Origin of the sequence: Enterobacter cloacae complex sp. ECL411, from assembly GCF_021869665.1 — a bacterium.
GTDB classification, from domain to species: Bacteria; Pseudomonadota; Gammaproteobacteria; order Enterobacterales; family Enterobacteriaceae; genus Enterobacter; species Enterobacter intestinihominis.
The window spans coordinates 4,002,765-4,024,593 of record NZ_CP091486.1; the positions used below are offsets into that span (position 1 = coordinate 4,002,765).

At 57.5% G+C, this 21,829-nt stretch carries 19 protein-coding genes; 6 read left to right on the forward strand and 13 right to left on the reverse strand.

What is annotated here, in order from left to right:
• The first annotated feature begins 37 nt into the window (after nucleotides 1-37).
• A complete protein-coding gene (locus L3069_RS19190) occupies nucleotides 38-565 on the forward strand; it encodes a hypothetical protein (protein ID WP_022649413.1) in 528 nt (175 codons plus the stop codon).
• 12 nt (nucleotides 566-577) lie between these two features.
• On the opposite strand, the gene L3069_RS19195 is transcribed toward L3069_RS19190, so the two are convergent.
• Genes L3069_RS19195 through L3069_RS19205 form a run of 3 tightly spaced genes read right to left on the reverse strand, consistent with a single transcriptional unit; the run spans nucleotide 578 to nucleotide 4,905 of the window.
• On the reverse strand, nucleotides 578-1,765 hold the full coding sequence (locus L3069_RS19195) for a glycoside hydrolase family 88 protein (protein WP_023298612.1): 1,188 nt from the start codon (nucleotides 1,763-1,765) through the stop codon (nucleotides 578-580).
• A gap of 28 nt (nucleotides 1,766-1,793) precedes the next feature.
• On the reverse strand, nucleotides 1,794-3,059 hold the full coding sequence (locus L3069_RS19200) for an oligosaccharide MFS transporter (protein WP_022649415.1): 1,266 nt from the start codon (nucleotides 3,057-3,059) through the stop codon (nucleotides 1,794-1,796).
• 31 nt (nucleotides 3,060-3,090) lie between these two features.
• Nucleotides 3,091-4,905, reverse strand: coding sequence for a DUF2264 domain-containing protein (locus L3069_RS19205; protein ID WP_038416735.1), 1,815 nt, complete (start codon nucleotides 4,903-4,905; stop codon nucleotides 3,091-3,093).
• A gap of 166 nt (nucleotides 4,906-5,071) precedes the next feature.
• On the opposite strand from L3069_RS19205, the gene L3069_RS19210 reads away from it, so the two are divergent.
• Nucleotides 5,072-5,911: an AraC family transcriptional regulator gene (locus L3069_RS19210; RefSeq protein WP_022649417.1), complete on the forward strand. Its 840-nt coding sequence runs from the start codon at nucleotides 5,072-5,074 to the stop codon at nucleotides 5,909-5,911.
• A 466-nt stretch (nucleotides 5,912-6,377) separates the two neighbouring features.
• Here the strand turns inward: L3069_RS19210 and L3069_RS19215 are convergent, their stop codons facing one another.
• Genes L3069_RS19215 through L3069_RS19235 form a run of 5 tightly spaced genes read right to left on the reverse strand, consistent with a single transcriptional unit; the run spans nucleotide 6,378 to nucleotide 11,039 of the window.
• On the reverse strand, nucleotides 6,378-7,253 hold the full coding sequence (locus L3069_RS19215; protein ID WP_015571883.1) for a MurR/RpiR family transcriptional regulator: 876 nt from the start codon (nucleotides 7,251-7,253) through the stop codon (nucleotides 6,378-6,380).
• A complete protein-coding gene (locus tag L3069_RS19220; protein ID WP_038416736.1) occupies nucleotides 7,250-8,200 on the reverse strand; it encodes an iron-siderophore ABC transporter substrate-binding protein in 951 nt (316 codons plus the stop codon). Before L3069_RS19220 ends, L3069_RS19215 begins: the two co-directional genes overlap by 4 nt.
• A gap of 9 nt (nucleotides 8,201-8,209) precedes the next feature.
• Nucleotides 8,210-9,250 carry an iron ABC transporter permease gene (locus L3069_RS19225; RefSeq protein WP_038416737.1) on the reverse strand — a complete coding sequence of 347 codons (1,041 nt, stop codon included), beginning with the start codon at nucleotides 9,248-9,250 and terminating at the stop codon, nucleotides 8,210-8,212.
• Nucleotides 9,247-10,230: an iron ABC transporter permease gene (locus tag L3069_RS19230; RefSeq protein WP_038416738.1), complete on the reverse strand. Its 984-nt coding sequence runs from the start codon at nucleotides 10,228-10,230 to the stop codon at nucleotides 9,247-9,249. The genes L3069_RS19225 and L3069_RS19230 overlap by 4 nt, the downstream gene beginning before the upstream one ends.
• Nucleotides 10,227-11,039, reverse strand: coding sequence for an ABC transporter ATP-binding protein (locus tag L3069_RS19235; protein ID WP_023306964.1), 813 nt, complete (start codon nucleotides 11,037-11,039; stop codon nucleotides 10,227-10,229). Before L3069_RS19235 ends, L3069_RS19230 begins: the two co-directional genes overlap by 4 nt.
• 384 nt (nucleotides 11,040-11,423) lie before the next feature.
• Here L3069_RS19235 and L3069_RS19240 point away from each other — a divergent pair, with 384 nt between their 5' ends.
• A complete protein-coding gene (locus tag L3069_RS19240) occupies nucleotides 11,424-13,553 on the forward strand; it encodes a TonB-dependent siderophore receptor (protein ID WP_038416739.1) in 2,130 nt (709 codons plus the stop codon).
• Between the two features lie 126 nt (nucleotides 13,554-13,679).
• Here the strand turns inward: L3069_RS19240 and parE are convergent, their stop codons facing one another.
• From parE to nudF, 5 genes are read right to left on the reverse strand one after another with little or no spacing between them, the layout of a single operon-like run.
• The gene (gene parE / locus L3069_RS19245; RefSeq protein WP_022649422.1) at nucleotides 13,680-15,572 is read right to left on the reverse strand and encodes a DNA topoisomerase IV subunit B; all 1,893 of its coding nucleotides are present in this window, start codon (nucleotides 15,570-15,572) and stop codon (nucleotides 13,680-13,682) included.
• Nucleotides 15,573-15,600: 28 nt separating this feature from the next.
• Entirely contained in the window at nucleotides 15,601-16,182 is a 582-nt protein-coding gene (gene yqiA / locus L3069_RS19250) for an esterase YqiA (RefSeq protein ID WP_022649423.1), read from the reverse strand.
• Nucleotides 16,182-17,009 carry a 3',5'-cyclic-AMP phosphodiesterase gene (gene cpdA / locus L3069_RS19255; RefSeq protein ID WP_023298619.1) on the reverse strand — a complete coding sequence of 276 codons (828 nt, stop codon included), beginning with the start codon at nucleotides 17,007-17,009 and terminating at the stop codon, nucleotides 16,182-16,184. Before cpdA ends, yqiA begins: the two co-directional genes overlap by 1 nt.
• A gap of 27 nt (nucleotides 17,010-17,036) precedes the next feature.
• Nucleotides 17,037-17,459 carry a DUF1249 family protein gene (locus L3069_RS19260; RefSeq protein WP_003862516.1) on the reverse strand — a complete coding sequence of 141 codons (423 nt, stop codon included), beginning with the start codon at nucleotides 17,457-17,459 and terminating at the stop codon, nucleotides 17,037-17,039.
• The gene (gene nudF / locus L3069_RS19265) at nucleotides 17,456-18,088 is read right to left on the reverse strand and encodes an ADP-ribose diphosphatase (protein WP_022649425.1); all 633 of its coding nucleotides are present in this window, start codon (nucleotides 18,086-18,088) and stop codon (nucleotides 17,456-17,458) included. Before nudF ends, L3069_RS19260 begins: the two co-directional genes overlap by 4 nt.
• A 203-nt stretch (nucleotides 18,089-18,291) precedes the next feature.
• On the opposite strand from nudF, the gene tolC reads away from it, so the two are divergent.
• The 3 genes from tolC to L3069_RS19280 all read left to right on the forward strand — a co-directional run bounded on the left by tolC (nucleotide 18,292) and on the right by L3069_RS19280 (nucleotide 21,789).
• Nucleotides 18,292-19,770 carry an outer membrane channel protein TolC gene (gene tolC, locus L3069_RS19270; RefSeq protein WP_022649426.1) on the forward strand — a complete coding sequence of 493 codons (1,479 nt, stop codon included), beginning with the start codon at nucleotides 18,292-18,294 and terminating at the stop codon, nucleotides 19,768-19,770.
• A 190-nt stretch (nucleotides 19,771-19,960) separates the two neighbouring features.
• Nucleotides 19,961-20,626: a DUF1190 family protein gene (locus tag L3069_RS19275; protein ID WP_006811983.1), complete on the forward strand. Its 666-nt coding sequence runs from the start codon at nucleotides 19,961-19,963 to the stop codon at nucleotides 20,624-20,626.
• A gap of 2 nt (nucleotides 20,627-20,628) precedes the next feature.
• On the forward strand, nucleotides 20,629-21,789 hold the full coding sequence (locus tag L3069_RS19280; protein ID WP_038416742.1) for a glutathionylspermidine synthase family protein: 1,161 nt from the start codon (nucleotides 20,629-20,631) through the stop codon (nucleotides 21,787-21,789).
• Nucleotides 21,790-21,829: the final 40 nt, after the last annotated feature.

The following is a 21,829-nucleotide window of genomic DNA, read 5'->3' on the forward strand; positions in this document are numbered from 1 at the left end:
TCTAAAACAGTCGGTTCACGTCGCGCAGAGGAACAGAATGAAAATAGCTTGTCTTGGCTGGGGTTCGTTAATCTGGAAAAGCGGCGCGTTACCGGTAGCCGGTGAGTGGCAGACCGACGGGCCTTCTTTGCCCGTCGAGTTCTGTCGGGTCAGCGATGGCGGTGAACTGGCGACCGCCATCTGTATGAATGCCCCTGCCGTGCCGGTGCTTTGGGCATGGCTGGAGGCCACAACGTTGAGCGTGGCCTGCCGCGCTTTGCGTGAGCGCGAAGCCATTCCCGAGGATCGCTGCGATGGTATTGGCTCGCTGCTAATCACCGGACGCGACACGGGTATCCTGACAACATGGGCCAGGGAGAAAGGTATTGAAGCGATCATCTGGACCGGGCTCCCGCCGAGAAGCGCGTCACAGGAAGGCAGGGTTCCTGCCGTGGACGAAGCCATCGCTTATCTCGACGGCCTCAGCGGAGAGACCCGCAGCCATGCGCAGGACTATATTTGCCGCGTGCCTGCCCAGCTTGATACGCCCTACCGGCGCGTCATTAAAGATGTGCTTGGATGGTAATCCCCCGGCCAGTTACCAGTACAGTTTCCAGCTCCGGGTGAAACGCACCAGCGCCTCAACGTAGAAGTAATCTCCCCAGCTTGCGCACTCATCCACGCCTTTGTTGCTCCCGAGGTGGTAAACCGAGTGTTTAAGCAGCCCGTTGCCCTTTTCTTCTCTCCCCATCAGATAGTGTTTCGTCAGTGACGACATAATGCCTTTAGCCCACTCCATATAGCGCTCGCGATCCGGATCCGTGACCGGCAGGTGTTTCACCAGCTCCAGCAGCCCACATACCGCAATCGCCGCCGAGGAAGAGTCACGCAGCGCGTCGGTGCCCACCAGCGCCAGATCCCAGTGGCAGACGTAGTCTTCGGGCAGGCGATTGAGGAAGTAGTTCGCCAGCCGTTTTGACAGGGCGATCATCGTCTCGTCGCCGGTATAGATATAGCTCAGCAGGAAGCCGTAAATTCCCCACGCCTGCCCGCGTGACCAGCAGGAGTCGTCGGCGTAGCCCTGCTGGGTGTTGCCGTAGCGCGGTGCGCCGGTTGTCACATCCATATAGTAGGTGTGGAAGGTGGAGGCATCGTCACGAATGAGGTACGTCGCCGCCTGCATGACGTGCGCTTTTGCGGCGTCGGCAAAGCGCGGATCGCCCGTCTGCTCCGTTGCCCAGTAGAGCAGCGGCAGGTTCATGTTGCAGTCGATGATCATCCGCCCGGCCTGGTCCGGATCGGAGAGATCGCCCCACGCCTGGATGATCTTCGCCTTCTCGTGGAAGCGTTCCAGCAGAGCTTCCGCCGCCAGCAGCGAGAAGCCGCGCGCCTCGCGGTTTCCGGTCAGCCGCCACGCGGCTACGCAGGAGAGCGTGTAGAGGAAGCCTAAATCGTGGGTGTTGGTGTCGTTGCGCCCGGCGATGCGCAGGCCAAACGAGCGCACGTGTTTTTCCGCCATCGCGCGGAATTTTTCCTCGCCGCTCATCTCCCATGCCAGCCATAGCTGCCCGGTCCAGAAGCTGGTGGTCCACTCCACGTTGTCAGTCAGCGGATAAAAACCGTTCTGGCAGGTTTCCGCCGGGAATTTGTCGCCGAACTCCGTTAAATGACGGCTAATCAGGTCCAGAACGTGGCTGCGCGCCGAATTCAGTTCATCGCTGAATGCGCGGGAGTCAACGGGCGCAGCGATAACAGGCAGACGTTCTTCTTTGATACGACTTAACATATTTCGGTTCCTTCTTTGACGGCGTAATTTATCGTGTTGACGTTTCTGCTACGTTCAGCGCACGAGCCCCGCGCCATTTGCTCTGACAGGCGGATAACGTAAAAGCAGAAATAAGGGTAAAGGTCAGCGCCGTTGCGCCCATGATGATATAGGTGTGCTCAAAGCCAATACGGTCATACATATAGCCAGCAGGGGAAGAGACCACCACGTTGCCAACGTAGAGCATCGCCTGATAGCCGAGTAAATACATGGTGGCATTGACGCGCTTGTCGAAATGCTCGGCGATATATTTAAATACCGACACCAGCAGGAGACAAATTTCCAGACCGTACAGCGGCTTAAGCACTGAAATTAACAGGTGAGAATCACACATGCCGGAAATAATCAGACGCGCCCCGACCACCAGCCCGACAATTAATAGCCCGCGTTTGGCGCCAATAAAGTTCACAAACAGCGGGACCACCATATACATGACAAATTCCATGCCCGACTGCACGGTCCCGAGATAACCGAATACCGCGTTGCCCTCATGAATATCATCGAAGAAGGTGACGAAATAGCGCGAGAACTGCTGCTCGGCGATAAACATCATCCACGCCACGCCCGCCACGTACAGGCAGAAGGCCCAGAATTTGCGGTTTCGCAGCAGGGCGTAAACGTCTGACGGGGCGATTTTCTCTTTCGTCAGCACCTCGCCCGCGTGAATGGAGTTAGTGTTCACTTTCAGGCTCAGCAGGACGATCAGCATCACCACCGATGCCACGCTGCCGAGAATAAAGTTATACGCCGGTGAGAGGTTAAAAAGCAGGCCGGAGAAGGACGATGCCACCGCCCAGCCGAGCGAACCCCACATGCGAATTTGCCCGAACTCCATGCCGTTTAAGCGGCTAAAGCGGTCGGAATACGATTCGCACGCCGCCACACCCGCGTACCAGGCAAAGCTTAAATAGAGCGCGCCGATAATAATCCCCAGCAGGGTATTAGACATTAACAGCGGCTGGTATACGTAAATAAAGAACGGCGCCATCAGGGCCGACATGATCACCACAAAATAGAGCAGGTATTTGCTCATGCCGATCTTATCGAGAATATAGCCGTAGATCGGTTTAAGAATAACGGAGAATATCCCGTTCACCGCAAAAACGGTTCCAATCACCGAGCCGCTGAGATTGGCTTTCTGGCCAAGCCAGATCGCCAGCAGTCCAATACTGGCAGACCAGGTAAAGAAATAGAGAAAGATAAAGCTACTGATTTTGTAATATTCAGTTCTGTTAGTTGTCGATGTGCTTTTCATATCATCCTCGCCGACGTGTAGGGCCAGATTTTTATAATGTGAACGACAGCTTACGTTCGCTTCCGGGTTCGCTAATGACGACCCGGCTATGGGTTATATTCAGCTGCGGCGTCGCCGCAACGGCCTGTTTTCCGCCAGCCAGAACGGCGCAACAGAGCCAGCTTTCCCCTTGCGGGAGGTCGGCCTTTAACAACGGAATGGAAGCGCACTCCGCAAACATAATGCTGCTGTTCGGCGGCGTGACGATGCTGTCTGGCTGACGGTGAATGACCGGCGAAAGATCGACAATGACGCTGCTGCCGTTTTCAGCCATCAGATAACAACCGCGATCGCGCACCTGGTGGGCGGTTTTCATCACCGCAAAGCCGCCCTCGACGGTTTGCAGAGTGCGCGCGCTGTTGATGCGGTGCAGGCGCAGGTGCCACTCCCCGAACGGGATCTGCCAGGTCGCAATCTGCACGTCGCGCCACGGCGACCAGCGCGAGAAAATGTTATGTTCATCTACCCGAACCTCTTCGCACTCGCGACGACCACGGAAATAGTCATCTCCGTCCGCCAGCAGCAGCATCGAATCGCAGGCGGCATGCTTCAGGCCAAAACGCCCGCGCTCAATGGTGAATCCGAAGCGGCTGGAGTAGGCAAATTTGGTGTATTTCGCTTCGGTGTTAACGTAGTTATTCAGCTCCAGCTGACCAGCCGTGAGCATGACGACGTGCTGCGAAGCTTTCGAATGCATCAGGATCTGCTGCGCATGCGGGATCACATGTTTTTCAGCAAGCGCGGGCAGCGGCTGCTCGTCGGCCTGCCAGAACGGATGCGCCTCCGGCAGCGCCAGGATCAGGTAGGTTTTCAGCGCCCAGTACGGTGAACCGGGGGAGTTGTAATCCTCGCACATCGCCAGGTTCGGATACGCAAACCCCAGGGTAAGAATACCGTCGCGATCGACAATCGACTGCTGCTGCCACCAGCGCAGATGCCGCAGCACAATGCCCTTCACGATACCCGGGGTGAAGACGTCCAGCTGAGAAAAAGCCACCGCGCTCCAGAAGGCAACCATGGCAAAGCGGTAGATCAGGCTGCGGCCAAACGGCACCGAGGCACCATCGGCGGCGGACCAGTAGATAAAGTCTTCCGCGAACAGACGCGAGCGCTCGCGCAGCACCTTTGCCCTCGCCTCGTCGTCACTCAGGGTGGCGTAAATCAGGCCGTAAAAATGGAAAGCCATGGAGATGTAATAGTCTTTCGGGCGGCCGGGACCGTCGGAGTACCAGCCGTCGCCGAGGTAGTAGGCGTCCATCAGCGTAAAGCGACGGTCAATGGCGGCCTGGTCGTACGGCAGCCCGGCGCGCTTAAAGCCGAGCTGAACCATAATGGCAAAATAGTTCCAGTTGCTGTCCGGCATCTGCGCGTCGGTGATTTGGTTGAGCCACGCGTGCAGGTTCATCACCTCGCGTCCGGTAAAGCGCGCGGTGAGCGTCTCCCCCAGCAGAGCAAGTCCCAGACCGTAGGCCGCCATCTCCACCAGACGCTGATCGTACGGGCCGGTTTCGCCCCAGTAGCCTGTGCTTTGCGGGTCGGTACCTATCTTGATGGCGGTAAGGTACTTCTCGCTGAACGGCGTGCTTTCGCCGGACGCCATCAGCGGAAACAGCCCCCACAGCGCGCGGGAAAGTCCCTCCATCTGCGCAATATCCGCTGTGTAATGGGCGCAGGTATCACCCAGCGAGAATCGTGAACGGTTCGCCGGAAATTGCGTGTCCAGCGCCTGTAAAAGTGCATTCAACGACGCCACTACATCCTGGCGTGAAGACAACGGATTTGATTTTTCTTTGTTTGCCGCCCACATCGGTTCGCCCTCGTAATCAACTGCGGCAAAGCATAGTGAATACGCAAGGGGCAGAAATGTTAGCCGTGTCACAGGCATGAACGATGAATAAACCTCCAGTTGAGAAAATTTAAAAAGGTGGTTTATAAAGACGGTCAGACGGGAAAAAGTTGAGTTTTATTGCACTATGCGCGACACGCCGACATCCGATCTTCTGGAACTGATCGCCCTGAACGATACCGTGGCCTCGTTCAGCCGCCTGTTTGCCAATACCGTGCGCTACCATCACTGGCACCAGTGTCTGGAGATCCTCTATGTGGAAGAGGGCTTTGGGGTGGCGATTGTCGATAATCGTCACTACACCATGCGCCCCGGACGGCTGTTTTTCTTCCCGCCTTTTACGCTGCACAAGGTCATGGTGGACGAACAGGCGGAGGCAATTTACCGCCGCACCATTATTCATCTCGACCAGCACGCGGTGCTGAAGATCCTGCGGGATTTTCCCCAGACCCGGCAGCGTCTGGAGCGGCTGTCACGCCGTGGCGGCGAAGCGTGGGTCGCCGATTTAGCCCACTTCCATCACCATATCGACCATCTGTTTAGCTGCTATAAACCGCCGATGAACGGCGAGAGCATCGCCAGCCTGCTGATAGGCCTGTTCGCGATGCTGCCCGACGATCGCGACGGCGAGCCGGGAAACAGCCAGGGGATCGCCAGCCAGGTGATGTTTTGGCTCGACGAGCATTATCAGGAGAAATTTCGTCTGGATGCGCTGGCCAATGAGCTGGGAAAATCCCGCAGCTACGTATCGCGAAAATTCCATGCGGAAACGGGCGAAAAAATTCACGACTACCTGAATACGCTAAGGTTGCGTAAGGCGTGTGAGTGTTTACTCCACACTGATTCGAGCGTGCGTGACATTGCCGCACAGACGGGTTTTTCCGACGTGACGTGGTTTATCAGCGCGTTTAAAAAAGGGATTGGCGAGACGCCGCTGCAGTACAGGAAGAACCATCGTGCGGTTTGACGCCCGCACCCACGGGGCTGAGGGTTCCCCACAAATTAATGCGAGCACTGAGCAATCCCCTCGCCCCTCCGGGGAGAGGGTTAGGGTGAGGGGAACATACGGCGGTGGTGGTCATTCCGTTCACTTTATGTTCCTTGCTACTCTGTAACGACATGACCGGTGAACGTGCCAGGGTGGCTCAGTCGCCACCACCCTGGCGACCCGGGCTCCCGGCGGTAAATCGCCGCTTCGCGGTGCCCTCGGCTCATTCCTTCCGGCTTATCGGGTACGGGCTGAGGCAACTTCCCTGTAAAGCCGCCCTCTCGGCGCATCCCTGCGCCTCGCCCCGGCCTGCAGGAAACGCCTCAGCGATTTACAGCCGGACCAGGGCATCGCTGACAGCCCTCAGTCATTTAGAAAGCAACTTTATTGCTTCTGCATAAAAAAATTACTGGGGATCCCTCAGCCCACGGGGAGAGGGGGAAAATCAACCGCTCTTCTTGCCCGGCTTTAATCCGCGGTGTAACTCGTTGATGCGCTTCATCGACTTGATGGTGCGCTGCGGCTCGGTGGAGGCGACGGACAGAATAATCATCTCCAGGCACAGCAGCACCGTGCCGTGCAGCGGGATTTTGCCCTTCTCGCCGCCGCGCGGGACGTGGATCACTACGCTTGCCTCTTTGCTAAAGCGCGAGTCCGTGGCGTTGGTCAGCAAAATGGTGGGAATACCCAGGCGCTTCGCTTCGCGCAGCGTGGTCTGTCCCTCCCGGTGCGCGGATTTTTGCGCCATCATTACCAGCACGTCACCGCGCTGTAGGGCAATCAGCTGTTCGGCGAGGCCAATACCGGTGCGGTTGAGCGGGATCGCAGGCAGGCCTATACGGCTAAACAGTCGCGAGGTGTACTCAGCCAGAATGCCGGATGCGCCAATGCCAAAAATAGCGACCTGTCTCGCCTGCGCCAGCAGCGACACCGCCTGCGCCATCGCGTAGCGGTTGCCCGGTTCGGACAACACCGCGCAGGTGTGTTGATGGCCTTCCAGCACAAAATCGATGCTCGCGTCGACGTCGCTGGTAAGCGTGTTTACCGTCGTGGACATCTTCTCGCTGGAGGTGACCACCGGGCCAAACCACTGCTCCAGGGTCTGCTTGAGATCCCGCAGCCCGCCAAACCCAAGCGCCTGAATGGCACGCACCACGGTGGCGTCCGAGGTGTGTAGCACAGCGGCAATCTCCATTGCCGTCTGCTCCATAACCGCTTCACGATTTTCATTGATATAGCTCGCCACCTGCAGCAGGCGCGGCGTCAGCTGGTGCGCCCGCGAGCGGAGGCGGTCGCCGTAGACATCAATTTTTCGGATCATCGTGCGGCCTCCGGCAGCGGACGGCCCGCTATCTGCGACTGCACCTGCGCGGCCATCAGCCCCAGCGAGGCAAATGAATTTGAGATCGCTTCCTCGCGGGAGATGAGCACGTAATGCCCGGTTCGGCAGGCGTTGAGAAACTGACACCAGCCCGGCATCACCGCATCCATCGCCGCCAGCTCGTCCTGCGGTTTTCCGCCGGTGTCCCCGCGCCAGGTTGCAAAGACAAAATCAGCATCCAGCTCCGGCAGGCGCTCGGCGCTGACGTCGATGCGCCCGCCCTCCGGGATGCTCTCAATCAGCGGCGGGAACCTGAACCCTGCGTCGCGCAGCACGCGCCCAAGCGAGTGGTAGCTGTGCATGGCGTTGATTTTGCCCTGATTGGCCTGAATCACCGAGACGGTCAGTTTGCTCGTATCGATGGTCGCCTTTAGCGCCTCGATCTGCTCCTGATAGCGACGCTCCAGAATCTTCAGCCGCGCCTCTGTCCCGGTAAGCTGCGCCAGCTTGCGGTAGATCTCCGGCGCGCCGCCGTCGAGGTGATCGATACTCACCGTCGAGGCAATTTTTTCCAGCTGTTCGACCGGCGTGTTGCGGGTCGGCTCGGTGATGATAAGATCCGGCTTCGCCGCGGCGATGGCTTCAATATCGATATCGGCGGTGCCGATGAATGTGATGTCGGAATTATCAAAATCGATGCCCGTCAGCATGCCGCTGGAGCGCAGAAAATGGCTGCCGTCCGGTCGGGTACGGCCATGGCTGGCAACCGGCGGTACGCCAAGCTCGATCAGCGGAATGGTGATATCCAGGTCGTGCAGGGACACAATCCGCTTCGGGTTAACCGGCACCACCACTTTGCGGTTCAGGTCGTCAGTAAACGTCTGCGTTGGCTCTGCGGCTCCTGCAGCAAATCCCACCAGCACCAGCATTGCAAAAAATACGCGCATTTCTATCCCCTAAAATCGATCCCGACGCTGCCAGAGCAGCAGCAGGAAAAACGGTCCGCCAATCAGTGAAATGACAATTCCCGCCGGCAGCTGCAACGGGAGAAATGCCAGCCGCCCGACGTTATCCGCCAGCAGCACCAGCAGCGCGCCCAGTACGGCACTTCCCGTCAGCAGTGCCGTTTGCCCTCCGCGCAGCAGCAGGCGCGCCATGTGCGGGGCAATCAGCCCGACAAAGCCGATACTCCCCACGCAGGAGACGCAGGCCGCGGTGAGCACCACGGGGGCAAACACGCGCAGCAGCGCGAGGCGTGAAGTCCGCACGCCCAGCCCCGTCGCAGTGTGGTTGCCGAGCAAGGCTACGTCTGCGGCGCGCGCGGTAAAGAGCAGCAGCGCAAACGCCGGCACTGTCCAGGCAGCAGCGATGCTGACCAGCGTCCAGCTTGCCGCATGCAGACTCCCCGCCAGCCACAGCATCGCCGTCTGGACGTCGCGCACGTCGGCGGTCGTCATAAAGACCCCCATCGCGGCGGCAAACGCCCATGACACGCCGATGCCGATCAGGATGAATCGCGGGCGCGAGATATCACGCGCCAGCGCCACTACCAGCAGCGCGGTCAGCAGCCCACCGGCCATGCCGATAAGTGGACGCCAGTACGGCCCCAATCCCGGAAACTGAAAAATCAGCAGCAGCACCGCCGCGCTACAGCCCTCTTTCACGCCGATAAGACCGGGGTCAGCAAGGCCGTTGCGGGTAATGGACTGCATGGCCGCCCCCGCCATGCCGAGCATCGCGCCGCACAGCACCGCCATCAGCAGGCGCGGCAGGCGGATATCCATCACAATGTAATGCGCATCCGCCGTCAGACGTTCAGGATAAAACAGCGCACGTCCGATGGCGGAAGCAGGAATGGGCAGCGAGCCGTGCGTCAGGCCAAAACTTAGCAGCAGTAAAACGGCAAGGGTTAAAACGGTCAGATACAGCAGCGCCCTCGGGCGAACCAGCGCCGAGAAGGAGGAAAATCGTACTGCCCTCAATCCAGCCCGGTTCATTTGAACATCCTTGACGCCATAAGGATAAAGACCGGCGCGCCGACCAGCGCAGTCATCACGCCGGTTGCCAGCTCATACGGCGTAAACAGCGTGCGGGCGGCGATATCCGCCATCAGCAGAACCAGCGCCCCGCAGAGGGCTGAGAGCGGCACCATCACGCGCAGGTCCACCGATACCAGACGGCGAATCAGCTGCGGCACAACGAGTCCGATAAACCCGATCGGTCCGGCAACTGAAACCGCCGCGCCGCACAGCAGGGCGATGGCCAGCAGCGCGAGCAGGCGCGTTTTCAGCAGCGACACGCCAAGCCCCTGCGCCATTCTGTCCCCCAGCGCCAGCATGTTCAGCGACGGCGACAGCCAGAGCGCCAGCGCAAAACCCACGGCAGCGGCCCCCGCGGCGCTAGCGGTCGTCTCGCCGATGACTCCCGCCACATCCCCCGCAAGCCAGGTCCGCATGGCCAGCAGCGTCTGTTCATCCAGAATCAACACCGTGGCGGTTATCGATGAGGCAAATGCCGACATCGCCACGCCGCACAGCGTGACCTTCATCGGCGTGAGACCGGTACGCCCGGATGAGGAGAACGTTAGCACCAGCAAAAAGAGCGCGGCGGCGCCAGCTGCGGCTATCAGAGGGCGGCCAAACGGCAGCGACAGCCCGAGGGCACTCGTCAGCACCACCGCCAGCGCCGCCCCTGCATTAAGCCCCAGGATATGCGGCTCGCCGAGCGGGTTGCGGATCACTGACTGCAGCAGCACGCCCGCGACGCCGAGCGCCGCGCCCGTCATCAGGGCGGCGCACAGTCGCATCAAGCGCAGCCTGACGATCACGCTATGCTCAAAATTGCGCGGGTCGAAGTGGAAAAATGCGTCTACTACCGTCCGGGGGGCGATAACGCGCGCCCCGATGCTCAGGTGCGCAATCGCGCCTGCCAGAAGCAGCAGCGTAAAGAGAATAAAGGCCACAGACGTGCGCATCATGGTTTGTCGACAGCCTGACGGAACGGCATAAAGAACGGCTTGCCGGTCAGCGGGTTAACCGACATATGCACGTCGACATCAAACACCGCTTTGATCAGCTCCGGCGTGCAGGCGTCGCCCTCATGCAGTACCCCCTCAACCTTTCCCTGACGTAAAAAGACCAGCGAATCACCGTAGTTCACGGCGAAGTTGAGATCGTGCAGAACCACCACCACGGTGCGCCCGTGCCGGCGCGTCAGCGTGTGCAGCAGTTCGAGGATCTCCACCTGGTAGCGAAGATCGAGGTACGTCGTGGGTTCATCCAGCAGGATGTAGGGCGTTTGCTGCGCCAGCACCATGGCGATCCAGCAGCGCTGGCGCTGGCCGCCGGACAGGCTTTCAACCAGATGATGGGCAAACTCTGCCGTCCCGGTCAGGCGTAACGCCTCCTCCACGGCCCGCTCGTCTTCCTCGCTCCACTGGCGCATCACGTTCTGCCAGGGGAAACGTCCGCGCGAGACCAGCTCAAATACGGTTAACCCTTCTGGAAGCAGCGGAGACTGCGGCAGGATCCCGAGCTGGCGGGCGACCGCTTTGGTTGGCTGCGAGTGGATGGCTTTGCCGTCCAGCACCGCGCTGCCGCCGAGCGGCTGAAGCAGCCGCGCGAGGGTACTTAACAGCGTCGATTTTCCGCAGCCGTTTGCGCCCACCAGAACAGTCATTTTCTGCTGGGGGATCGCAAGGGAGATATCATCAACGATGATTTTTTTCTGGTAACCCGCGGAGAGGTTCTCAAGAACCAGTCCCGGCTTTTTGATGTAGTGAGCCACGTGAACGCCAACGTAAGAAAAAAAACCAACAAATAAAAATAAAACTCATTCTCTTCTGTGAGTTTGCCGCCGCGCTATGTAGTAGTCAAGCGAAGATATACCCTGTAAACCCCAGGGATAACTGAGCATCGCTTCACAAATCAAAATTCCTTTTTATCAATTATTTTCAATGCCTTAAACAGGAAATCAACGCGTATTAGCCAGAGAGAAACCTCTGTAGCGAAATTTTTATTTATTCCATTTACTACTACATTCCCTCATGCTTGAATGATTCTCAATTACAAGTCCGATGCCGTAGAGGCTAACGGACAGACCGTAAGGGCAATGACTCACACATTCTTCCGCGAGCATTTCATCGCAGGATATTTTGGGAAAACAGATGTAATGGCTAAGTTCACACCTTCATTCGCCGGGGTAAAAGGGCGCGCGCTCTTTTCACTCCTGTTCATGGCGCCTCTGGTGCACGCAGCAGCAAAAGACGGTGAGACGCTTACCGTCACTGCCGACCCTTACGCTTCCACCGACGCCACCAGCGGCTATCAGCCCCTGAACACCTCCACCGCCACGCTGACCAACATGCCGATGCTGGACATCCCGCAGGTGGTCAATACCGTCAGCGATGAAGTGCTGGAAGACCAAAACGCGACCACGCTCGACGAGGCGCTGTATAACGTCAGCAACGTGGTGCAGACCAACACCCTGGGCGGCACGCAGGATGCTTTCGTGCGCCGTGGCTTCGGCGCAAACCGCGACGGCTCGATCATGACCAACGGCCTGCGCACCGTGCTGCCGCGCAGCTTCAATGCCGCAACCGAGCGCGTGGAGGTGCTAAAAGGCCCGGCCTCGACCCTTTACGGTATTCTCGACCCCGGCGGCCTGATTAACGTGGTGACCAAACGCCCGGAGAAAACCTTCGGCGGCTCGATTTCTGCCACATCAACCAGCTTTGGCGGCGGTACCGGACAGTTTGACGTCACCGGTCCGATTGAAGGTACGCGTCTGGCCTATCGCCTGACGGGGGAGTATCAGGACGAGGATTACTGGCGTAATTTCGGCACCGAACGCAGCACCTTTATTGCCCCGTCTTTGACCTGGTTCGGCGATGATGCCACCGTGACCGTGCTCTATTCGCATCGCGACTATAAAACGCCGTTCGATCGCGGAACGATCTTCGATCTCAACACCAAAAAGGCCGTCGACGTCGATCGCAAAACCCGCTTTGATGAGCCATTTAACGTGACCGACGGTCAGTCCGACCTCGCTCAGCTTAACGCGGAGTATCGCCTTAACAGCCAGTGGACCGCGAAGTTCGACTACAGCTACAGCCAGGATAAGTACAGCGATAACCAGGCTCGCGTGATGGCCTACGATTCAAAAACCGGCAACCTGACCCGCCGCGTGGATGCGACCCAGGGTTCGACCCAGCGTATGCACACAACGCGGGCAGATTTGCAGGGGAACGTGGACATCGCGGGCTTTTACAATGAGATCCTGACCGGCGTGTCGTATGAGAATTACGATCTGCTGCGTACGGACATGATCCGTTGTAAGAACGTTAAGGATTTCAATATTTACAACCCGAGCTATGGCAGCCTCGGCAAGTGCACCACCGTCTCGGCATCCGACAGCGATCAAACCATCAAGCAGGAGAGCTACTCCGCTTACGCGCAGGACGCGCTGTACCTGACCGATAAATGGATCGCCGTTGCCGGACTGCGCTACCAGTATTACACCCAGTACGCGGGCAAAGGCCGTCCGTTTAACGTCAACACCGACAGCCGCGACGACCAGTGGACGCCGAAGCTGGGCCTGGTATACAAGCTCACGCCGGCAGTCTCCCTGTTTGCTAACTATTCCCAGACGTTTATGCCGCAGTCGTCCATTGCGAGCTACATCGGCGACCTGCCGCCGGAAACGTCGAACGCGTATGAAATAGGCGCTAAATTCGACCTGTTCGACGGCATTACCGCCAATATCGCGCTGTTTGATATCCACAAGCGCAACGTGCTGTACACCGAGAGCATCGGTGATGAAACCGTCGCCAAAACCGCGGGCCGCGTGCGCTCGCAGGGTGTCGAAGTGGATCTCGCCGGATCGCTGACCGAGAACACCAACATTATCGCCAGCTACGGCTATACCGATGCGAAGGTGCTGGAAGACCCGGACTACGCGGGCAAACCGCTGCCGAACGTGCCGCGCCATACCGGCTCCCTGTTCCTGACGTACGATATTCACAATGCGTTTGCCGGGAATACGCTGACAATTGGCGGCGGCGGGCACGGCGTGAGCCGTCGTTCAGCGACTAACGGTGCGGATTATTATCTGCCGGGCTATTTCGTGGCGGATGCATTTGCGGCGTACAAAATGAAGCTGCAATATCCGGTGACGCTACAGGTGAACGTGAAGAATTTGTTTGATAAGACCTACTACACGTCGTCGATTGCGACCAATAACCTGGGCAACCAGATTGGCGACCCGCGTGAAGTGCAGTTTACGGTGAAGATGGAGTTTTGACGTCAGTGCGAGGCGTTCCCCTCACCCTAACCCTCTCCCCAGAGGGGCGAGGGGATCGATCGTAGGCCCGGTAAGCGCAGCGCCACCGGGCAAAAAAAAGCCCTGCATCGCAGGGCTTTTTCAGCATCAGGCCTCAATATCCGCCATATCGCCTTTCTCCTGCAGCCAGTTACGTCGGTCTTCCGAACGTTTCTTGGCAAGGAGCATATCCATCATGGCGTTGGTTTGCTGTTCGTCTTCGTCGCTGATCGTCAGCTGCACCAGACGGCGCGTGTTCGGATCCAACGTCGTTTCGCGAAGCTGCATCGGGTTCATCTCGCCCAGCCCTTTAAAGCGCTGCACGTTCGGTTTGCCCTTCTTGCGCTTCAGCTGTTCCAGCACGCCCGCTTTCTCTTCTTCCGTCAGCGCATAGTAGACTTCTTTGCCAAGGTCGATACGGTACAGCGGCGGCAGCGCCACGTGGACGTGACCGTTTTTCACCAGCGCGCGGAAGTGCTTCACGAACAGCGCGCACAGCAGCGTGGCGATGTGCAGGCCATCGGAGTCCGCATCCGCGAGAATGCAGATCTTGCCGTAGCGCAGCTGGCTCAGATCGTCGCTGTCCGGATCGATGCCGATCGCCACGGAGATGTCGTGTACTTCCTGCGAGGCCAGCACTTCATCAGACGAGACTTCCCAGGTATTCAGGATCTTACCCTTGAGCGGCATGATCGCCTGATACTCACGATCGCGCGCCTGCTTGGCCGATCCGCCCGCCGAGTCCCCTTCCACCAGGAAAAGCTCGGTGCGGTTGAGATCCTGCGCGGTACAATCCGCCAGCTTGCCCGGCAGCGCGGGGCCGCTGGTCAGTTTTTTACGCACCACTTTCTTCGCCGCGCGCAGACGACGCTGGGCGCTGGAGATCGCCATTTCAGCCAGCATTTCTGCGGCCTGAACGTTCTGGTTCAGCCACAGGGTAAACGCATCTTTCACCACGCCGGAAACAAACGCCGCACACTGGCGTGACGACAGGCGCTCTTTAGTCTGACCGGCAAACTGCGGATCCTGCATTTTCACGGAAAGCACGTAGGCGCAGCGGTCCCAGATATCTTCTGCGGAAAGCTTCACGCCGCGCGGCAGAATGTTGCGGTATTCGCAGAACTCGCGCATCGCATCCAGCAGACCCTGACGCAGGCCGTTGACGTGCGTCCCACCGAGCAGCGTTGGGATCAGGTTGACGTAGCTTTCCGTCAGCAGCTCACCGCCTTCAGGTAGCCACAGCAGCGCCCAGTCCACCGCCTCGGTATCACCTTCGAAATTCCCGACGAACGGTTTTTCCGGCAGGGTCGGCAGGCCGTTAACCGCTTCGCACAGGTAGTCGTTCAGACCCTTTTCGTAGCGCCAGCTCTGTTCGGTGTTGTTAACGTGATCTTTAAAGGTGATTTCTACGCCTGGGCACAGCACCGCTTTGGCTTTCAGCAGGTGCGTCAGGCGGGAAACAGAAAAGCGTGGGCTGTCGAAGAAGCTTTCGTCAGGCCAGAAATGGACGCTGGTGCCGGTGTTGCGTTTACCGCACGTCCCGACGACCTGCAAATCCTGCACTTTTTCGCCGTTTTCAAACGCGATGTTATACACCTGTCCGTCGCGACGGACGTTCACTTCCACGCGCTTTGACAGAGCGTTAACCACGGAGATCCCCACGCCGTGCAAGCCGCCAGAGAACTGGTAGTTTTTGTTGGAGAACTTACCGCCCGCATGCAGACGGCAGAGGATCAGCTCAACGGCAGGAACCCCCTCTTCCGGGTGAATATCCACCGGCATGCCGCGGCCATCGTCGATGACTTCCAGCGACTGATCGGCGTGCAGGATAACGTCCACGCGTTTGGCATGACCTGCCAGCGCTTCGTCCACACTGTTATCAATTACTTCCTGGCCCAGGTGGTTTGGGCGCGTCGTATCGGTGTACATCCCCGGGCGGCGGCGAACCGGCTCAAGCCCGGTGAGTACCTCAATGGCATCAGCGTTATAGGTTTGCGTCATGATTTAAGCTAGCAATTCGCATTGATTGTCAGTGGCTGTGCAGTCCAAGAAAATCGACAATCTGGGTGAAATGATCTTCAAAGCCCGTGAAAGCATGGTTTCCGCCCTCTTCTACAGTCTGGCGGCAGGATGCGTAATACGCCACTGCCTGGCGGTAATCCAGCACTTCATCTCCCGTCTGTTGCAGCAGCCAGATAAGATCGGGCGCTTCAAGCGGGTCGACCTGCATAACTTTGAGATCGTAAATATGGCGTGACTCTAGCACATATTGTTGGCCGGTGTAGGGGTTCTCGTTTTCGCCAAGAAAGTCCCTTAACAGCTCAAATGGCCGGACCGCCGGGTTAACGACGACAGCGGGCACCATAAAGCATTGCGACAGCCAGGTGGCGTAGTAGCCGCCGAGGGACGAGCCGACAACGCCAAACGATTCGCCGCCGTGTTCAAGCACAATCGATTCCAGCATTTCTGCCGCGTCCGCCGGATAAGGGGGCAGCTGCGGAATAATCATCTCCACGTGCGGATGATGTTCGCTCAGCCACTGGCGAAACTGCGTCGCCTTTGCGGAACGCGGAGAACTGTTGAACCCGTGCAGATAGAGGAGCGTCGACATCAATAGCCTTCTGAAGCGGTATCCGGGCGGAACTGCGCGCCAGCCAGACGGCACACTTCGGTGGTCAGCGAGCCGTCGGCATGCAGGTCCAGCCAGCGCCAGCCCGGTGCGATGGTGTCCAGCGTGAAGTTAGCGCAATGGGGCTTGAACTGCACGCAGGTGGACGGCGTCGCGAGCAGGCGGCGACCGTTCCAGTCGAGATCCTGTTCCTGGTGAATGTGCCCACACAGCAAATTTTTCACGCGCGGGAATTTCGCCAGCACGCTATCCAGCGCCGCAGAGTTGCGTAAGCTGTGCTGATCAAGCCAGCTACAGCCCGCCGGCAGCGGATGATGATGCAGTAACAGCAGCGTATTACGATTCGGTTCGGCGGCCAGTTTTGTCTCCAGCCAGTCAAGCTGATAGTCGCTCAACTCACCGTGCGGAACGCCAAACACCTGACTGTCGAGGAGCAGAATTTGCCACTGGTCCCCCGTAAAGACACATTTTGCCGGCGAAATCCCCGCCTCCTGAAGCGAACTGTACATGGCGGGCTGAAAATCGTGATTGCCCGGTAGCCAGACGCAAGGCACACTAAAGCTCGCAATTCCTTCGGCGAAATGCTGATAGGCTGCGGAGGATTGATCCTGCGCCAGATCGCCTGTCGCGACGATCAGATCGCATGGCCGCTTTTCAGCATGGATCGCGTCAAGAACCGCCTGATAACTCTCCCAGGTGTTCACGCCCAGAAGCGTCTCATGCTTTTCGGCAAAAAGGTGGGTGTCGGTGATTTGTAATATCCTGACTGGCGCCCCACCAGCAACAGTCAGGTTCAACAGGCTTTCCAAATGGTGTCCTTAGGTAGGTTTATGACGCTAACAAACCGGAATCGCCATTGCTCCATGTGCTAAACAATATCTTAGCCAGTCGGCTAAAAACTGGTTAATTTGATGCTTTTCGTCGCGTTGATGCAACTTTTTATTCGGATAATCATACCGCGCTTTGAAGCGAAAGATCTGCTGGCTTGAACACACTTCAGCGACCATCGCATCATGATAAAGACGTACCGTCATTGACGGCAGGCTCCAGTAGCTGATGCTCGGCGCCGTTTGCTCAATCTCCACCAGCGTAGTGTAGCGCGTTGATTCTGTTATCGTTAACCGATACTGCGCGTTGCTCACCTGATAGCTTACCGTTTCGCCGGGCGCGTCGTTTCGCGGCAGCAGGCGGCGCAGCTGGGCGAAATTGGTTTCGCACAGGCGCATCATTTCTGGGAAGTCAGGTGTATAGCGCTTCATTTTTTCCACTCGTTTCGTAAATTCTGATGATGCAGTTGCAGCCATTGCAAGGCGATGACAGACGCTGCGTTGTCGATTAAACCCTCTTCTACCCATTGGTAAGCCTGCTCCCGACTCACCACATGAACCCGAATATCTTCGTTTTCATCTGCCAGACCGTGGATCCCTTTCGCTGTCGTGGCGTCCACTTCGCCCACCATAATAGATGAGCGTTCCGTTGTTCCCCCCGGACTTGCCAGGTAGCTCAACACCGGTTTCGTCCGACCGATCGCCAGGCCTGCCTCTTCCAGCGCCTCGCGGCGAGCGACGTCTTCGACCGACTCACCCTCCTCGATCATCCCGGCCACCATCTCCAGCAACCACGGCGTTTCGCTGGTATCATACGCCGCAATACGGACCTGCTCGACCAGCACGACTTCATCACGCACTGGGTCAAAGGGTAGCAAGACTGCCGCATGCCCGCGCTCAAAAATTTCGCGTTTGATTTCACCGCTCATTTCACCGTTAAACAGGCGATGCCTGAAACGGTAAAGTTCCATTGAAAAAAAACCGCTATAAAGCGTTTCTCGTGCAATAATTTCTACATCGTTTTTGGCGAAGGTGACAGGCACGTTTTCTGGTTTTTGCATCGGTCGAGTCCTGGTAGCAATGGTGATGAAATTGTGAATTTCAAGGCTGTTTGGCTGCCGTTTGTATGGCTATATGGTAGATTGGAGCAAATTACCGCCAGATGGCACGTTACGCCAACCTTTTGGTGTGGATGATTCTGTTAGAATCGGCAATTATTTTTAATTAGATCAGCGCTAATACTGCTTCACAACAAGGAATGCAAATGAAGAAATTGCTCCCCATCCTTATCGGCCTGAGCCTGACGGGCTTCAGTGCAATGAGCCAGGCAGAGAACCTGTTACAGGTCTACCAGCAGGCACGTCTGGGCAACCCTGATTTACGTAAATCAGCGGCCGATCGTGATGCTGCGTTTGAAAAGATTAACGAAGCACGTAGTCCACTGCTGCCGCAGTTAGGCTTAGGTGCAGATTATACCTACACTAACGGTTTTCGCGATAACAATGGCATCGACTCGAATGCCACCAGCGCCTCTTTACAGCTTACACAGACCCTGTTCGACATGTCCAAATGGCGTGAACTGAGTTTGCAGGAAAAGAGCGCAGGCATTCAGGATGTCACCTATCAGACCGATCAGCAAACGCTGATCCTGAATACCGCGACCGCCTATTTCCAGGTGCTGAGCGCGATTGACGCGCTCTCCTATACCGAAGCGCAGAAACAGGCGATTTACCGCCAGTTAGATCAAACCACCCAGCGTTTTAACGTAGGCCTGGTCGCGATCACGGACGTGCAGAACGCCCGTTCACAGTACGATACCGTACTGGCTAACGAAGTGACCGCACGTAACAACCTCGACAACGCACTGGAAGCACTGCGTCAGGTCACCGGTAACTACTATCCTGAGCTGGCCTCTCTGAACGTGGACAGTTTCAAAACAGACAAACCGCAGGCGGTTAATGCTCTGCTGAAAGAAGCGGAAAACCGTAACCTGACCTTATTGCAGGCGCGCCTGAGCCAGGATCTGGCACGCGAGCAGATCCGCCTTGCACAGGATGGTCACCTGCCAACCCTGAGCCTGAGCGCCTCTACCGGCGTATCGGATACCAGCTACAGCGGGTCTAAAACGACGTCTCAGGCCTATGACGACAGCAACGTTGGCCAGAATAAAGTGGGCCTTAGCTTCTCTCTGCCGCTGTACCAGGGCGGGATGGTTAACTCTCAGGTGAAACAGGCGCAATACAACTTTGTGGGTGCCAGCGAGCAGCTGGAAAGCGCGCACCGCAACGTGGTGCAGACCGTGCGTTCTTCCTTTAACAACGTCAATGCCTCTATCAGTAGCATCAACGCTTACAAACAGGCCGTTGTCTCTGCGCAAAGCTCTCTGGACGCGATGGAAGCAGGCTACTCCGTCGGTACGCGTACCATCGTTGACGTGTTAGACGCAACGACCACGCTGTATAACGCGAAACAGCAGCTTTCCAGCGCACGTTACCAGTACCTGATTAACCAGCTGAACATCAAGCAGGCGCTGGGTACGCTGAACGAGCAGGATCTGCAAATGCTGAACAGTACGCTGGGTAAACCGGTATCCACGTCGCCTGACAGCGTGGCGCCGGAAAATCCAGAGCAGGATGCCGCGGTTGATAACTTCAACGCTAACGGCAGCGCCCCGGTTGCACAGCCAGCGGCAGCACGCAGCACCTCACCTGCCAGCAGCGGCACGAATCCGTTCCGCAACTAAGTGTGTCATCAGGCCCAGTGCGGCCTGATGCCCTCACCCCAGCCCTCTCCCACAGGGAGAGGGAGCACATTAATCCCCCCCGAACGTAAGCCAACGTAAAGATCCCCCGGATTTCGCCCCTCTTCGCTTCATTTTCAACCACTCATCCTCTATCCTGAGCGTTAATACCCCTGGGTCCTGGAAGACAAATATGAAACGGACAAAAACGATGAATCACGCGTCGTTCCGCAAAAGCTGGAACGCACGCCACCTGACACCTGTCGCGCTGGCGGTCACCGCCGTCTTTATGCTGGCAGGCTGTGAGCAAAGCGACGAAACGGTGTCGCTCTATCAAAACGCTGACGATTGTGCGAGCGCAACCGGTAAAGCCGCCGAGTGTACGACGGCCTATAACAACGCCCTGAAAGAGGCAGAACGTACCGCGCCGAAATATGCCTCACGCGAAGACTGTGTAGCCGAATTCGGCGAAGGCCAGTGCCAGCAGGCTCCTGCTCAGGCAGGTATGGCGCCGGAAAACCAGGCGCAGGCACAGTCCAGCGGTAGCTTCTGGATGCCTCTGATGGCGGGTTATATGATGGGCCGTCTGATGAGCGGCGGCGCGGGCTACCAGCAGCAACCGCTGTTTAGTTCTAAAAACCCAAACAGCCCGGCGTACGGTAAATACACCGATGCCACCGGCAAGGGTTACGGTGCTGCAACGCCTGGCCGTACGATGACCGTACCGAAAACCGCGATGGCACCGAAACCAGCCACTACCAGCACCATTACCCGTGGCGGCTTCGGTGAGTCTGTGGCGAAACAAACCACCATGCAGCGTAGTGCGACCGGCTCTTCGACTCGCTCAATGGGCGGCTGATCATGGAACGAGTCAGTATTGTCGAGCGCCCGGACTGGCGCGAAAAAGCCACCGAATACGGTTTCAACTTTCACACCATGTACGGCGAGCCGTACTGGTGTGAAGACGCTTACTATAAGCTCACGCTCGCGCAGGTCGAAAAGCTTGAAGAGGTGACCGCAGAACTGCACCAGATGTGCCTGAAGGTGGTAGAGAAAGTCATCGACAGCGATGAGCTGATGACCAAATTCCGCATTCCGAAGCACACCTGGAGCTTTGTTCGTCAGTCCTGGAAAACGAACCAGCCTTCGCTCTACTCTCGCCTCGATTTGGCATGGGATGGCGTGGGTGAACCGAAGCTTTTAGAAAACAACGCAGATACGCCAACCTCCCTGTACGAAGCCGCGTTCTTCCAGTGGATCTGGCTGGAAGATCAGGCGAATGCCGGAAACTTGCCGGAAGGCAGCGACCAGTTCAACAGCCTTCAGGAAAAACTGATTGAGCGTTTCGCCGAACTGCGTGAACAGCACGGTTTCAACCTATTGCACCTCGCCTGCTGTCGCGATACCGAAGAAGATCGCGGTACGGTTCAGTATTTGCAGGACTGCGCAGCCGAAGCGGAAGTGGCGACGGAATTCCTCTATATCGAAGAGATCGGTTTAGGTGAAAAAGGTCAGTTTACGGACACGCAGGATCAGGTGATCAGCAACCTGTTCAAGCTCTACCCGTGGGAATACATGCTGCGCGAAATGTTTTCTACCAAGCTGGAAGACGCCGGTGTGCGTTGGCTGGAACCAGCCTGGAAGAGCATTATCTCCAATAAAGCCCTGCTGCCAATGCTGTGGGAGATGTTCCCGAACCACCCGAACCTGCTGCCTGCTTACTTTGCCGAAGATGATTTCCCGCCGATGGAGAAATACGTCGTTAAGCCAATCTTCTCCCGTGAAGGCGCGAACGTCTCGATTATCGAAAACGGTAAAACGCTGGAAGCGGTTGAAGGGCCGTACGGTGAGGAAGGGATGATCGTCCAGGCGTTTTATCAACTGCCGAAGTTTGGCGAAAGCTATACGCTGATCGGCAGCTGGCTTATTAACGATCAGCCTGCCGGGATTGGTATTCGCGAAGATCGCGCGCTGATTACGCAGGATCTGTCGCGTTTCTACCCGCATATTTTTATTGAATAAGACTTGCCGGGTGGCGGCTTCGCCTTACCCGGCCTACATG